This is a genomic window from uncultured Fibrobacter sp. (assembly GCF_947166265.1).
Taxonomy (GTDB): Bacteria; Fibrobacterota; Fibrobacteria; order Fibrobacterales; family Fibrobacteraceae; genus Fibrobacter.
This window is the reverse complement of record NZ_CAMVDO010000007.1, coordinates 74,912-88,743: the sequence shown is the minus strand read 5'-3', so window position 1 is coordinate 88,743 and position 13,832 is coordinate 74,912. Positions and strand designations below refer to the sequence as shown.

The 13,832-nt window shown below is 47.6% G+C and carries 17 protein-coding genes; 11 read left to right on the top strand and 6 right to left on the bottom strand.

Annotated elements, in window-relative coordinates; translation table 11 throughout:
- Window positions 1–74 precede the first annotated feature (74 nt).
- The 8 genes from Q0W37_RS05560 to Q0W37_RS05525 all read left to right on the top strand — a co-directional run bounded on the left by Q0W37_RS05560 (window position 75) and on the right by Q0W37_RS05525 (window position 5,672).
- The gene (locus tag Q0W37_RS05560) at window positions 75–356 is read left to right on the top strand and encodes a hypothetical protein (protein ID WP_297699569.1); all 282 of its coding nucleotides are present in this window, start codon (window positions 75–77) and stop codon (window positions 354–356) included.
- Between the two features lie 74 nt (window positions 357–430).
- On the top strand, window positions 431–1,453 hold the full coding sequence (locus Q0W37_RS05555) for a fibrobacter succinogenes major paralogous domain-containing protein (RefSeq protein WP_297699567.1): 1,023 nt from the start codon (window positions 431–433) through the stop codon (window positions 1,451–1,453).
- A 241-nt stretch (window positions 1,454–1,694) separates the two neighbouring features.
- Window positions 1,695–2,015, top strand: a complete 321-nt coding sequence (locus Q0W37_RS05550) for a hypothetical protein (RefSeq protein ID WP_297699566.1) — start codon at window positions 1,695–1,697, stop codon at window positions 2,013–2,015.
- Window positions 2,016–2,098: 83 nt separating this feature from the next.
- On the top strand, window positions 2,099–3,550 hold the full coding sequence (locus tag Q0W37_RS05545) for a BspA family leucine-rich repeat surface protein (RefSeq protein ID WP_297699564.1): 1,452 nt from the start codon (window positions 2,099–2,101) through the stop codon (window positions 3,548–3,550).
- Window positions 3,551–3,615: 65 nt separating this feature from the next.
- Window positions 3,616–3,966 (top strand): BspA family leucine-rich repeat surface protein, encoded by a 351-nt coding sequence (locus Q0W37_RS05540; protein ID WP_297699563.1) that lies wholly within the window; start codon window positions 3,616–3,618, stop codon window positions 3,964–3,966.
- Between the two features lie 21 nt (window positions 3,967–3,987).
- Entirely contained in the window at window positions 3,988–4,935 is a 948-nt protein-coding gene (locus tag Q0W37_RS05535) for a hypothetical protein (RefSeq protein WP_297699561.1), read from the top strand.
- Window positions 4,908–5,222: a hypothetical protein gene (locus Q0W37_RS05530; protein ID WP_295057036.1), complete on the top strand. Its 315-nt coding sequence runs from the start codon at window positions 4,908–4,910 to the stop codon at window positions 5,220–5,222. Before Q0W37_RS05535 ends, Q0W37_RS05530 begins: the two co-directional genes overlap by 28 nt.
- Before the next feature lie 6 nt (window positions 5,223–5,228).
- Complete coding sequence (locus Q0W37_RS05525) at window positions 5,229–5,672, top strand: hypothetical protein (protein WP_297699559.1); 444 nt, start codon at window positions 5,229–5,231, stop codon at window positions 5,670–5,672.
- 65 nt (window positions 5,673–5,737) lie between these two features.
- Here Q0W37_RS05525 and Q0W37_RS05520 read toward each other — a convergent pair whose 3' ends face one another.
- Window positions 5,738–6,496, bottom strand: coding sequence for a glutaminyl-peptide cyclotransferase (locus Q0W37_RS05520; RefSeq protein WP_297699557.1), 759 nt, complete (start codon window positions 6,494–6,496; stop codon window positions 5,738–5,740).
- A 92-nt stretch (window positions 6,497–6,588) separates the two neighbouring features.
- On the opposite strand from Q0W37_RS05520, the gene Q0W37_RS05515 reads away from it, so the two are divergent.
- Genes Q0W37_RS05515 through Q0W37_RS05505 form a run of 3 tightly spaced genes read left to right on the top strand, consistent with a single transcriptional unit; the run spans window position 6,589 to window position 8,696 of the window.
- Entirely contained in the window at window positions 6,589–7,155 is a 567-nt protein-coding gene (locus Q0W37_RS05515) for a DUF4416 family protein (RefSeq protein WP_297699555.1), read from the top strand.
- 6 nt (window positions 7,156–7,161) lie between these two features.
- A complete protein-coding gene (locus tag Q0W37_RS05510) occupies window positions 7,162–7,533 on the top strand; it encodes a DMT family protein (RefSeq protein WP_297699554.1) in 372 nt (123 codons plus the stop codon).
- Window positions 7,534–7,538: 5 nt separating this feature from the next.
- Complete coding sequence (locus Q0W37_RS05505) at window positions 7,539–8,696, top strand: M23 family metallopeptidase (protein WP_297699552.1); 1,158 nt, start codon at window positions 7,539–7,541, stop codon at window positions 8,694–8,696.
- A 1-nt stretch (window position 8,697) separates the two neighbouring features.
- Here the strand turns inward: Q0W37_RS05505 and Q0W37_RS05500 are convergent, their stop codons facing one another.
- The 5 genes from Q0W37_RS05500 to Q0W37_RS05480 all read right to left on the bottom strand — a co-directional run bounded on the left by Q0W37_RS05500 (window position 8,698) and on the right by Q0W37_RS05480 (window position 13,743).
- On the bottom strand, window positions 8,698–9,996 hold the full coding sequence (locus Q0W37_RS05500; protein WP_297699550.1) for an MgtC/SapB family protein: 1,299 nt from the start codon (window positions 9,994–9,996) through the stop codon (window positions 8,698–8,700).
- Window positions 9,997–10,077: 81 nt separating this feature from the next.
- Window positions 10,078–10,986, bottom strand: a complete 909-nt coding sequence (locus Q0W37_RS05495) for an NAD(+)/NADH kinase (protein ID WP_297699548.1) — start codon at window positions 10,984–10,986, stop codon at window positions 10,078–10,080.
- On the bottom strand, window positions 10,983–12,353 hold the full coding sequence (locus Q0W37_RS05490; protein ID WP_297699547.1) for a 3-phosphoshikimate 1-carboxyvinyltransferase: 1,371 nt from the start codon (window positions 12,351–12,353) through the stop codon (window positions 10,983–10,985). Before Q0W37_RS05490 ends, Q0W37_RS05495 begins: the two co-directional genes overlap by 4 nt.
- Window positions 12,353–13,489, bottom strand: coding sequence for a prephenate dehydrogenase/arogenate dehydrogenase family protein (locus tag Q0W37_RS05485; protein ID WP_297699545.1), 1,137 nt, complete (start codon window positions 13,487–13,489; stop codon window positions 12,353–12,355). The genes Q0W37_RS05490 and Q0W37_RS05485 overlap by 1 nt, the downstream gene beginning before the upstream one ends.
- Window positions 13,489–13,743, bottom strand: coding sequence for a chorismate mutase (locus Q0W37_RS05480; RefSeq protein ID WP_297699543.1), 255 nt, complete (start codon window positions 13,741–13,743; stop codon window positions 13,489–13,491). The genes Q0W37_RS05485 and Q0W37_RS05480 overlap by 1 nt, the downstream gene beginning before the upstream one ends.
- Window positions 13,744–13,832: the final 89 nt, after the last annotated feature.

Sequence of the window (13,832 nt, the reverse complement as noted above, 5' to 3'; positions counted from 1 at the left end):
AAACTTGCAGTTGTATAACGGCCCATACAGCAGCAACACATAAACCGGACCAGTTTATAATTAACGAGGTAAAAATGATTAGAGCAATTCATGGTTGGCTTTCCGAACACATCCACGTTCCTACCAATTTGGACAAACTTCTTCTTTTCGTTCCATTTGTCATAGCATGGATATTGACACTTCCGTTTGTCGGGTTGATCATCGCCGCTGCTTTGGGCATTTATTATGCAATCAGTTTCACGATGGATTCCGTCAACATAGCAATATGTTCCATATGCGGTCTCCTGGCTATACTCCACATTATCGATATCATCGGCATGGTAAAGGGCGGTTCAAGCGGCGGCGATGATGCCTAGGATGATGGTTTAGACGACGAATCAAATCCGTTGCTGTAACCGATTGAAAAATCACCCTTTTTTTAGAGTTTTATATGGCTGTTATAGGTACTTTTACCGACCCGCGAGATGGCGAGGTTTATAAGACATGCAAGATTGGCGACCAGATTTGGATGGCCGAGAACTTGAGATTCCGCACTAAAAACGGCGGAAGCTACGCATATGACAACGATGAATCGAATGAAAAAAAATATGGTAGGCTATACACATGGAAGGCTGCAAAGGAAGCCTGTCCACCAGGTTGGTTTCTGCCAACTAGTGAAGAGTGGGAAGAACTTGCATCTTTTGTCGAAGCTCAAAAGTACTACATGAGTTCCTCCTTACGTGGTAAGGAGTATACTGTGAGAATGGTCTTAGGTGCTGAAGAGTGGTGGGGTGGATGGGATACTTTTGGTTTTTCAGCATTGCCTGCAGGCTCTAGAGATTCTAGTGGAGACTATTATGGCATAGGTAAACTAACCATGTTTTGGAGTTCTACAAAAGCAGGAGATAATGAAGTTTTTCGTTTAATGGAAGATTCACGCGTTATTCCCAAAAGCACCTTAGGCAAAAAAGCGAATTCCATCCGCTGCATCAGTGAACAAACTCTAATAAAAAAAGAACAAGAAAAAAGAGAAAGTCTGGAACAAAAAGATAAAGAACAAAATAAAGGACGTCTTATTAATATTTTTATAGGAATCCTATTTACACTTTTGTCAATAGTAGCATATTGTTATCTCTTGCCCGACAATTCCACCGGCCTGACATTAGGTCTAATATCAGGCATTGGTGTAATTATATGTGCGACGCTTGACAATTATTATGAGTTTCTATCTGATTTTGCTGCAGCGATTGCGGCTGGCGGCATACTTGGTCCCGCCTGCTTGGCATTTTTGGCAAACATTTTTTTTACAGAAACTTTCGTAGTTCCTTTTTCTATACTCAGTGTAATTCTGACAGTAGTGCCATTGCTTTGTGTTTCTCTTTCGCATTGCGAATGTAGGAAATCTTGTAGGCGGTGGGAACTTGATAAACTTAGGCAGATGGAGCTTAGGCGCTTAGGCGGGAAGATTTCCTAAACTTTAACGAAAGGAAAAACTCACCATGATGACAGAAACCACAACAATCACAATGGATGAAGGAAACATCCAAAAATTCATCAAGTTTTATGGCGAAGACAATGGTGATTTTTCGCAGTAGCTCCTTGTTCCCGAAACTGATTACAAAAAAGAAACTTGTTGTTGTACAACAGCCCATACAACTGTATGCAACCATTTGAGCTAGGCTATAAACTATTTCATTATCATAACGAGGTAAAAAATGATTAGGGCGATTCATAGTTGGCTTTCCGAACACATCCATGCTCCATCTAATTTGGACAAGCTTCTTCTTTTCGTTCCATTTGTCATAGCATGGATATTGACACTTCCGTTTGTCGGGTTGATCATCGCCGCTGCTTTGGGCATTTATTATGCAATCAGTTTCACGATGGATTCCGTCAACATAGCAATATGTTCCATATGCGGTCTCCTGGCTATACTCCACATTATCGATATCATCGGCAGAGTGAAGGGTGGTTCAAGTGATGGAGGAGAATCTTCTGGCGAAGATTCGGATGATGATTCAAACCCATTGCTTTAAAGTAGTTAAGATACAACGATAGATAGCGGCTAAGAAAAATGTCCGCTATCTTAAAAAAGAAATAACCTCAAGGAAGCCTTATTATGGCAAAGACAAAGAAAACTGCAACTAAGAAAACTGTAGCCAAAAAGCCTGCATCAAAGAAGCCTGTAGCTACCAAGCCGTCAAAGGCTGTAGCCAAGAAATTTGCAACAAAGTCTGCTAAAAAGCCAACTACCGCTAAGCTAGCAAAGGCTAACGCCAATATGGTTGTCGTGAAAGATATAGATGATTTAAAAAAGTTGATAAAAGACACCATTAAAACGAATGGTGAAGATTGTGATTTGAATTTCATTGATGTTACTCAAGTTACGAATATGGACGGCTTGTTCTATGGTTCTCCGTTTAATGGTGATATAAGCAAATGGGATGTGTCGAATGTGACAAATATGTCCTACATGTTCACTGATTCCCAATTTAATGGCGATATAAGCCATTGGGATGTGTCAAATGTTACAAATATGCAAAACATGTTCGCTGATTCTCAATTTAATGGCGATATAAGTCAATGGAATGTATCTAAAGTAAAGAACATGGTTATGATGTTCCAGAATTCGCGATTCACACGAGATGTCAGTAAGTGGAATGTTTCGAATGTTGTAAATATGCAGAGCATGTTTAGTGATTCGCAATTTAATGGAAATATCAGCAAGTGGAATGTGTCCAACGTTACAAATATGTTCTGTATGTTTTCTAATTCTCGTTTTAAAGGCGATATTTGCAAGTGGGATACGTCTAAGTTGACTTTGGATTTTGGCATGTTTGACGGTTCTCCCTTGGCTGATAATCCACCAAAGTGGTATGGAGAAAATTCCGAGAGTGAAGATGCTGCAAAACCTAAAAAAGCTACAAAGACTGCGAAGCCTGTATCTGCTAAAAAGCCCAAATTTGATGGTTATAAAATCGTGGAAGAATGCATTGAAGAACTCGAAGAAGACGAAGATGGCTTTGGCTGCGAGACCTATCCCTTTACGGATGAATATGGACAGGAATGCCTAATAGAAATGTATAACTATCCGACTGTCCAGGTTCTTGGCGACAATGTTGACTTTAAGATTTTGCCTGTAGCAGATATGATAGACGAAGATGATGAGGGTGTTGGCTATTGGCAATCTACCATTTACAAGAACCCTCCTTACCTCAAGGCTCTCGTTCTGAAAAAAGGGTTCAAGTTCAATGAATCGGCTTACGGCAACGACTATCTTTTTCTTGATGACGGGAATGGCAATCAAATTCCTCTTTTCGACAAAAACGACAAGCCCCTAAAAGTATTGAAGGACTTTGATCATTCCAAGTTCAAAAACTATTGTGCATTCCCTGAAGATGACTTGATTGAAGACGACGAAGGGAAATATCACCTTAAGAAAAATGCCTATAAGAAGTACTCTAAATCTCAAAAAGCTGAAGAATCCCCAAAGGGGACTGTAGTTAAAAAGACCACTGAACAAAAAATGGTTGTTGCAAAAAATAAAGATGATTTAAGGAAAAAATTTTAGCAGCCATAAAACAGAATGGTACAAATTGTGACTTGAATTTCATCGATGTATCTAAAATTACAGATATGAGTGATTTGTTTTCTGATGAGGATCTTTCACAATTCGCCGGTGATATCAGTCAATGGGATGTATCGAGAGTTGCTGACATGTCCCGTATGTTCGAAAATTCTCAATTTAATGGTGATATCAGCAAATGGAATGTATCCAAGGTGACCAATATGTGGGGCATGTTTTCTGGATCTCAGTTCACTGGAGACCTAAACAAGTGGAAGGTGTCCGATGGGACGGACATGGAGGATGCCTTCATGGATTCTGCTCTAGAAAAAATGGGCAAAATCCCTAAATGGTATAAGCCGAAAGAAGATTTTTTTGGTGGGGAATATGTACCCGATTACACCAAGAACATGTTAATATAGTTTTGTTTGGAGGATTATTTTATGATGTCAGTAACAACTACTATCACGATGGACAAGAAGAATATTGAAAAGTTCATCAAGCTGTATGGCGAAGGCAATGGCGATTTTTCGCTGTCACTCGTTATCCCCGAACCTGATTACGAAAAAGAAAAGGCCGCCAAGTCTTCTGCCAAGAAAACTGCTTCTGTGGAGAAAAAATCGACGGCGAAAAAGAACAGCAGTAACGAGGGCTGGTACGAGTGGCGTATAGAAAATTGGGGTACTAAAACCGATGCCATGGATTACGGAGACGGACTTGCCTTGCACGACATTTTGTGCGGAGACCTAAATTTTCAAACAGCCTGGAATCTGCCTATCAAAATATTTGAAAAGATGGCCGCAGACGGTCTTGAATTCGATATATATTGGGAAGCCGAAGACGTAGCCGATTTGGGAATCGGCAGGGGCAAAGCAAAAGACGGAAAATTCTGGCATTGCATAGACTTTAACGAAACCGCAGAACGGTATAGAGAGTTAACCGATGAAGAATGGGATCCGCGAGATTGCGCTTTTGTCAACCATGTTGACGAATATGGGAACAACTGCGAAATCGACACATCGCGTGTTCTTGTTTATGACAATGACTTCCTAATAGTTCCTGTAAAGAAAATACTGGAAACGGGTTCCGAATTAGATTGTTGTGCAGATAATGCTTATAAAATTCCCTCTTATTTTAGAAGCGTTTACGAAATGGAAGATTGGGGTGGTGACATCGAGTATTCCGACTATCTTCGTTACTCAGGCGATTCAGACGATGTTTTCCTCCTCGATAAAAAAGGGAACAAAATTAAAAGCCTATCCGATTTTGACCACAGTGAAAAAGACGAGAACGGCTATGTATATTACCCGGTCCCTTGCAGCGACATGAAAAATGATTGCTTGACCAAGACCGCCGAAGAAAAATGGCGCAAGAAATTGAAAATAAAGTAAAGAGCACACTTAAAAGGCTTTCATCCGATACCGTCACCGTGACACCCGAAATGGCGTTGCGGTGGCTTTCGGACAATCCGCACAATCGTCGAATTTCGGAAGAGCATGTTGTCAGGTTTTGCGAAAAGATTCAATCGGGCGAATGGTCGCCAAACCCGCCCATCGAAGTTTTTGATACCGGTCGGCTCTGGAACGGACAACACCGTTTGACGGCAATCGTCAAGACGGGAAAAACAGTTCTTTTACAAATCCGTGTTTACGCAAAATCACCTGTGAAAAAGATGTAACCTACCATGAATACCACAGTCACCACCACCATCTGGATGAACGAAGAGAACATCCATAAATTCATCAACCTCTACGGCGAAGGCAGCGGCAAGTTTTCGCTGTCGCTCGTTGTCCCCGAGTCTAAAGAGTGGACTGAAGAAATGTTCAGCGGAGACTGTCCTGATTGGTACGAAAACACTTGTATGCGCTCCAATTGGCGGACGGAGAACTGGGGAACCGTAACCGAAGCAATGGGTATTGAGGATGATGGCCTTGACCTACGGGAAATTCTAAGCGGTCAAGCGAGTTTCCAAACCAGCGACATGCCGCCCGTCAAGGTACTCGAAAAAATGGCGGCAGACGGCCTAAAGTTCGAAACAGACTTTATAAGAGAAAGTTGGGAAAGCGGATCCGGCAAAGTCAAAAACGGAAAATTCCAATATGTTTTCGATTCCGACATAGATATTTGATGTTCTTAAGAAGGACTATTCCTTCACAAGGATTTTCTCGATTTCAGCGATGTAGATGGAATCCGCTACTTGATTTTATAGATCCACGACCAGTTCTTGCCCGTGATCCAGAGATTCTTGCCGTCGTAGGCAATTCCGTTGAGCACATCCATTTCTGGATACTTGCGCTTAAGTTCAGCCACCTTGCGGCTTAAATCTAGGTAGCGCACGACACGACCGCTCGGAAGTTCGATTACAGCAATCGCCCCTGTCTGCCAAATATTTGCATACAAGGTATCACCCACTATTTCAAGTTCATTCAGCAGCTTAAGGGGGCGACCACCATCCGTTACTCGAATCACTCCCACAATATCGAAACCGCCGAGCCCTATCTGCAATAGATCGCTCGAACCGTTACTCATAAGGAGAGCGTTTTTCCAATAAGTCAATCCCCAGCCTTCTGTCGGAATGCGAAACTCGCCTTTATATGCAAAGGGCTTGCGGCTATAAATGAAAGCCTTCTTGGATTTCCACGTCAAGTAAAAGATGTCATCACCAACGGCAATAGAACCTTCACCAAAATAACGATCCTCAATTCGGATGGAATCAAGAATTTTGCCCTCGAGGGTACGACGGTACATCCCCGATTGTCTGTACAGTCCTGTCGTTTCGATAAGTTCGTTACCGTCAAAGAACAAACCCTGCGTAAAATGGGACTTTTCATGCGGCACCGAATCCAGGATTTCTGGAACGACACGCGGAGCCTCGGCATAGGATTTAGACGAGAGACTAAAGACGAGAGACGAGATGAGAAGAATGGAGAATGAAAGATACTTAATAATCATAGTTCAGATCTTTTTTCCAAAAATAATTCTTTCGTCTTTCGTCTGTAGGACCGAAGGTCGGTTCTCTCGTCTTTTTTTCTATTTTTTCACCCATGGGCGAACTCAGGACACCAGCCAAAGTCAAGATAATCGTAGGAATTCTCGCGAAAGATTCCCTGGCGGTAGAAGCTGTGCGCGAAACGCTCCGCAACCGCTTTGGCGAAGAGGAGCTTGCGCTCCCGCCATTCCCGTTTACCTTCACCAACTACTATAAAGAAGAAATCGGGAATGCCCCCGTGCGGGCCTTTTTCAGCTACGAGCCTCTAGTCGATCGAGAAACGATTGTAGACATCAAGCTTTGGAGCAACGATGTCGAACTGGAAATTGCAAAACAGAACGGCACGCCCGGTCTTCGCCCCGTGAACCTGGACCCAGGCTACATGACGCTCGGACAATTTTTCTTGGCTACCACCAAGGACCAGCGCCAGCGCGTCTACATGCAGCGAGGCATTTTCGTGGAACCCACGCTGTACTTTCAGGACGGGCACTTTCATGCCTTCGACTGGACCTACCGCGACTACCAAAGCGAAAAATACATCCTGTACCTGGAACAGGTGCGCGCACGCCTCGCCTACCAACTCAGCACCGGGAAACCTTACCGTCTCCGCACCAACCATTAAGCAACTATGAAATCCGGCATCTTCACAATTCTCCTTCTTTGCTGTTCCAATGTGTTCATGACATTTGCCTGGTACGGCAACCTCAAGCTCAAGGAAATGCACATCAGCACCGACTGGCCTCTGTTTCTGGTGATTGTTGCCTCTTGGGGTGTCGCATTCCTAGAATACTGCATCGCCGTTCCAGCGAACATCATCGGAAGCCGAATCAACGGCGGACCTTTTACACTGATGCAACTCAAGATTATCCAGGAAGCGGTTTCCCTGACGGTATTCACGGTTATTGCAACGACCGTTTTCAACAACGAAGCGTTGCAATGGAATCACATTGTCGCCTTCGTTCTTATCGTCGCCGCCGTTTTCTTCGCCTTCCTTAAATAAGCTTCATGACGCTTTCGGGATTTCACAAGTGGAGCGGAATTCTTGTCGCGATAATCGTGGCAATCGCTTGCGTGTGTACCCCGGCCAACGCCAAGGCATCGACCACCAAGAAATCGGACAAAGAAACAACCGAACAGACATCGAAGAAAAAAACTTCGACAAAGAAGTCCACAAAAAAATCCGACAAGAAGGAAAAGGCGAAAAAAACTTCGACAAAAGAAAAGTCCGCTAAAAAAATAAAGATCAGCGAAGACGACCCGAAGGCATTCACCAAGGCGCTCCTTTATGACAAGGAAGGGGTCGAATACGAGATCGTAGAATCTAAAAAGAAAAAAGCCAAGTCCACCAAAAAACAGGAATCCTTACAGGAAACGATAGCCGAAACTCCATCGCAAGAGCAAGAAGCCACGCCAAAAGATTCAACGGACTCAAAGGAGCCGGTCAACGAGCTTCCAAGCGAAGAAACGGAGTCGTCTAAGACGGAAAAGAGTTCTCCACAAGAAACAACGAATAGTGAGCCCGTCGAGATTGGAGAATTCTTCGACTTTTCTACAATTCTTCCTCCGATTACACACGAAGCTCTCATAGGTTCACCCTACGGAATCCGCAGCCACCGCCTGCACCGGGGCGTAGACGTAAACGTCATCAAGGATGAACCTGTAGTCGCCGCCTATCCGGGTGTTGTCACAATGTCTCGCTACAACAAGGGCGGCTACGGCAACTACATCTTGATTAAGCACCCCAACGGACTCCAGACACTTTACGCCCACCTTTCCAAGCGACTCCTGAAGGTCGGAGACGAAGTTTTCCCGGGCGATATCGTAGGGCTTGCAGGCAATTCGGGCAGGTCATCATCGGCGCACTTGCACTTTGAAATCCGCTACGGCGAAGTGAACATCGACCCCACCTCCGTCATAGATTTCCCGCACTGGAGCCTAAAGGACGGTGTTGAAAAATTCTCGATGAAAAAGGCAACAGTGGCTCACCGAAAACTTCAAACCAAACTGAAAAGCCAAAACTACTATATCGTGAAAAGGGGCGATTCGCAGGGAGATGTCGCCAACTGGTTCAACATTTCAATCGAATCCCTCTGCCGCATCAACAAGCTGAAACCGGGAGCGCCCCTTAAGGAAGGGCAGAAGCTCTACGGAAGCAAGCTATAAATCAAAGCACGTAATAGGCGATAAGCCCGCCCGTCACCGCACAAATGAGTGCAACCGCAGGCATGATGGGGCGACGCATGGATTTTGCCCCCAGGAAAAGCACAAGGCCACCTTTAGTCAGCGTATTCGCAAGGCTTGCGAACAGGAAAGCGAGAACGAGTTCCCGCACAGGGAGTCCCGCCTTGAGGTTCATGTCAATAACCGAGAACGCCACCGCATCCATTTCGGCGGCACCGCCCAAAAAACTACAGGCAAGGAGCGCTCCGGCACCAAGGTAAACGCGGGCCGCATTCGCGACAAACATCACGCAAGTGAAAACGACGCCGAACTTGATTGCCGGAAGCAACTTGAACGGGTTCGAAAAATCGGAATTCCTGGAACGGTGATCACGCGATTCCTTCACCTTGAGGTAGAACGCGTACGCTAGCGTCGGAACGACCGGAGCAAGCAGAGGCAAAGCCAAGGGAGCCGCCAGGGAATTGCTCAGGAAAACGCAAATCAGGTACAAGCGAACATACATCACCGCCCAACTGAGCACGATCCCGAGCGTAAAGTCCGATGCGTAATCTTCGTTTTCGCGGCTTCGCCCAGCCAGGTTTAACGTGAGCGCCGTGCTGCTTGCAAGGCCGCCCAACAGGCCCGTAAGCCAGATTCCCTTGCCGGGCCCCACCAGCTTGATAAGCACATAGCCTACAAAACCAATGCCCGAGATAAACACTACGAAAAGCCAAATCGTGTGAGGATTCAGCACCTCAAGACCGGGCGGACCGTAAGCCTGATTCGGCAAGAACGGCAAAATCAGGATAGAAATCACCGCAAACTTGACCGTCGCAAGAATATCTTCCTTGGAAAGTTTTTTCGCAAAATCGTGCAGCTGTTGCTTTGCCGATAGCACCCAGAGCATCACCACCACAATCACGCAGGATTCCAGCAACCGCCCGTACCACGAAAGCGCCCCCAACAGATAGACAACCAACACGGCGATACTTGTCGTAATGCCGTCGTTACCGACAACGGGACCGGAGCCGTCTTGCGGACGATGCCCGATCGCAAAGGCCACATGGGATGCCATCAGGAGCATGCCCACGACAATAAAACCTGTCACAAAGGGAGCAACTCCCCCCATCAGGTCCGAAAGGAAAGCGGTCATTGCGCCACCGAGCGCGACCAAGGTAAACGAACGTACACCGGCCGGATGCCGATCCGACTGGTCAAAATAGGTATGCTCGCGCTGCATGCCGATAATCAAACCGATTCCAACGGCTGCCGCCAAGCGATAGAATACGTTCAGTTCCAACATACCCTTAATCTATACTAAAAAGACTAAGGTGGAACCGAAAAAAGTCAAGAATATGAAAAAAGGCCGAAAAAGCGCCAAAAACTAGGCCAGTTTCGGTTTTCCGGTCCAGCCGAGCTTTTCGCGGAGCGCCCCCACGAATCCGGTATGGCGCATACGGATAAACGTCGTGACCGACTTGCTTTCGGCAAGGCACACTTCGTCACCCGGCAAAAGTTCCACCGTCGTACGACCATCGAAAACGAGATCCAATGTCTTTTCCACGGCAGACTTCATCTGCAGTTTCTTGGAAGAAAGCGAAAGCACCAGCGGACGCACCGAAAGGCTTCCCGGAGCAACGGGCGTCAGCACCACGGCAGGAGTCGCCGGATGAATGATGGGGCCACCTGCAGCAAGGTTGTACGCTGTCGAGCCTGTCGGAGTCGAAACGAGAACAGAATCGGCCCAGTAATCCGTCAGTGCGGTTCCATTGTATTCCACGGACACGTTCACCATACGTTCGGGAGCGTGGGCGCGAATGTGAACCTCGTTCAGGACCGTCTGCGAACAGATCTTCTTTTTTCCGCGATATACGGCAGCATCGATCATCATGCGTTCGCGGGTAGAATAGTCGCCTTCAATCAAGCTGTCCAGCGTTTGCGTCAGGCTTTCCACGCGAGTTTCGGCCAAGAAACCCACGCGACCGGCGTTCACGCCGAGAATCGGGATGTTATGCCCAAGAGCGATATGCGCCGCCGAAAGCACGGTGCCGTCGCCACCGATGGCAAGCAACAGGTTCACCTTGCAAAGCGCCGATTCCTTGACAACCTTGATCGGCTTTTTGGCAAGTTCCTTCAAGTTATCGAGAACGCAGAAAGTCACCTGCGGATGGGTCGCCCCCCACTGCGCAATCTTTTCAAGGGCAAGAGCAAGGTCTGCACTCTTGTCTTTCCAACCCACGATACCGATTTTGGCAAAACCGCCCTGAGAGTCCTTCTTTTCTACCGCACTCATGCTTCCTCCTGCTTTGCGTTCGCCAATTCAATCAGCTGATTCATTTTCTGCAAAATTCCAGGATAGGTACGTTCGACTAGCTCCGCATCCGCGACGGGTTCGTCGTTTTCAAGCGCAAGCGAAAGGACCGAAAGAGCAAGGCCATTCTGTGGCACTTCTCCCCCGTCGAAGTCGCTTCCGTTCACGATCGTTTCAAGACCACGAATCACAAGGCCATCGTCGTAGACGCCGACTTCGGCTCCGGTCTTACGCAAATTCTCGGCCAAGGCCTCGTTCGTAGTGCGCATTTCCTTACGGATTTCTTTGGGAATCCTAAGGATGGTTTCGCCTTCGGCGAAGCAGGCCGCCACGGCAAGGAACGGATATTCTTCGAGGCCAGTCGCTATAGTATCTTCGGAAAAGCGGCGGCCCTGCAACCGCTTGCCTGCGGCAAGCGGGTAAACCATCACATCGCCATAGACATCACCAAAACGTTCGCGGCGGCTCACCGTTTCAAAGTTTCCACCCATACGCTTGAGGCATGTGAGTGCCCCCGCGCGGCTACTATTCAAGTCGACATTCTTCAGGCAGACTTCGGTATTCTTCGGAATCCCAGCAATCGTCGTCAAAAGCGCAAGGGCCATCGCCTCGGTGGTATCGCCCGGAATGTAATAGTCGCGCCCCGTAATCACCTGCGTTTCCGATATTTCCGTAAATTGGGTACGCTCGATCTTTTGCCCGCGAGCAATCATCATGCGACGTTCCAGTTCCGTAAGCTGTTCCATACCGCGGCTTTCGTACTTCAGGTTCACGCCAAAGTACATCAGCATCTTGGTCCACTGGTCATGCACCGTTCCCTTTTCTTCAAAAGAGAGGTAGTCGCTACGAACAAGAGTCCTAAGCAACAGGCGGTTACGCATCAGGTACGGAATGTTCCCGAGGGAATCTTTCTTGACTGGTAAATCTTCGGCAGCAAAGGTAAACGTAAACTTCGCCGATTCATCGGCGACGGGCTTCACCTTGAAATACTTCTGCAGTAAATCCTTCGCGCCCGCAACCGCAGCGAGGCCCGCTTCGTCTTCTTCGGCCGCGAAGGTGTAAACCTGCTCCACATCCTTCGACGCAAGCGTCCAGAGCATCACGGAACGCGTCTCATTCATGTGAATCGGCAATAAGCTAGGGAGTGCATACTGGAACCCTTTGCCTTCGAGCACCAACTGATGCCCCTGCTGCACGTAATTCAGGCCAAATTCCTTAAGCGCCTCGGCAAACGGTTCTACGCCCGCAGCAAACGAAAAATCCTCGAACACGGTGCGCCCGTTTACGAGCAACGCCATCGTCAGCGCAAGTTCCATGCGTTCGCGATCGGGGTTTACAACAAATTCCATCAGCGTTCCTTTACATCGTAGTCGAGCTTCTGTAGAATTTCGACGGCACGGCGAGCTTCTTCGGGAGTCTTGAACGCAAGCAGCAAGGTGCCTGCAATATTTTCACGAACTTTCATAAGTTCAATGTCGCGGATGTTCAAATGATTTTCCGCTAGCGGAGAAAGCACCTGCAAAAGCGCCCCCGGAACATCCTTGAGTGGAACCGTAATTTCGGAGAAGGCTGCGGCCGCATTGCGCCCCGGAGCAAACAGACTTGCACGGCCCTCGTTTCCGGCCTTGAAAACCGTTTCCAAATCAGCGGAACAATCTTCGGCTGCGGGAGTTCCATCGTTCACGACCTGCAAATGTTCCATCGCGGCAATCGTCTTGTCGAGGCCTTCGCGCACTTCCCGCAACGCAAGCACCGTCTGGTCGCGGTTGGTAACCGCAATATCGTGCCACATGTTCCAGCCCGAAGCGGCAATACGGGTCATATCCCTAAATGCACGGCCTGCATAATGCTGGTAGTTGAACTTGAGCAGGCGTTCAGGAAGCGCCCCCGCCAACGTGGACGAAAGCATCTGCGGCATGTGCGAAACCCACGCCATGGTACGGTCGTGGTGTTCCGGCGGAAAGACCACCGCATGGGCACCGACAAAATCAATGAGGTCAAGCAGAGGCCTGTAGGCCGATTCTTCTACCCCTTCGGGTGGACACACGAACCAGTAGGCATTCTCAAAAATCGAAGGATCGTTATATTCGAGAGTCCGCTTTTCGGAACCCGCCATCGGATGGCTCCCCACGAACACGAACGGCTGCGGAAGTTTTGAACCGACCTTGCAAATTTCAACCTTGGTGCTACCGATATCGCTCACCAGAATGGGAGCGGACGACGGCTGGTTCACGCGAGAAAGAGCATCGATTGTCTTTAAGATATGGAGAATCGGAGCGCACAGCAAAATCATGCTGGAACCCGGCACCCACTTTTCGATTTCGTCGTAGGTAAAGAATTCGTCGGCCAGTTTCAGTTCGCGAGCGCGTTCGAGAGTATTGGGACTACTCACCGCACGTACGACCGTAGACTTGCCCGCCTGCTTAATCGCAGCGGCAATGGAACTCGCCAGAAGGCCAAAGCCCACCAAAGTCAGGCGTTGCATTATTCCTCCACCCTGCGGGTTTCTTGCATGATGGTTCTAAAAATGTTCTTGATGGATTCCGGCGAAAGCGGCCCCTTCGTGAGGAGCGCGACCTTTTCGAGAACGGCCTGTTCACGAGCCTCGTCAAAAACGGGCAAGCCCTTTTCTTTCTTGATTTTGCCGATTTCGGTCGCATAGCCTGCCCTCTTGTTCAGAAGGTCGATAATTTCACCATTCAGTTCGTCGATACGGTTTCGCCAGTCTTCAATATTCATGCCTATAATTTAGAAATTCCAAAGCTTGATCCCGTCACAATACGCTAGGATGACTTTTGATTAGCGGCCCTTCGGCAAGCTCAGGGACC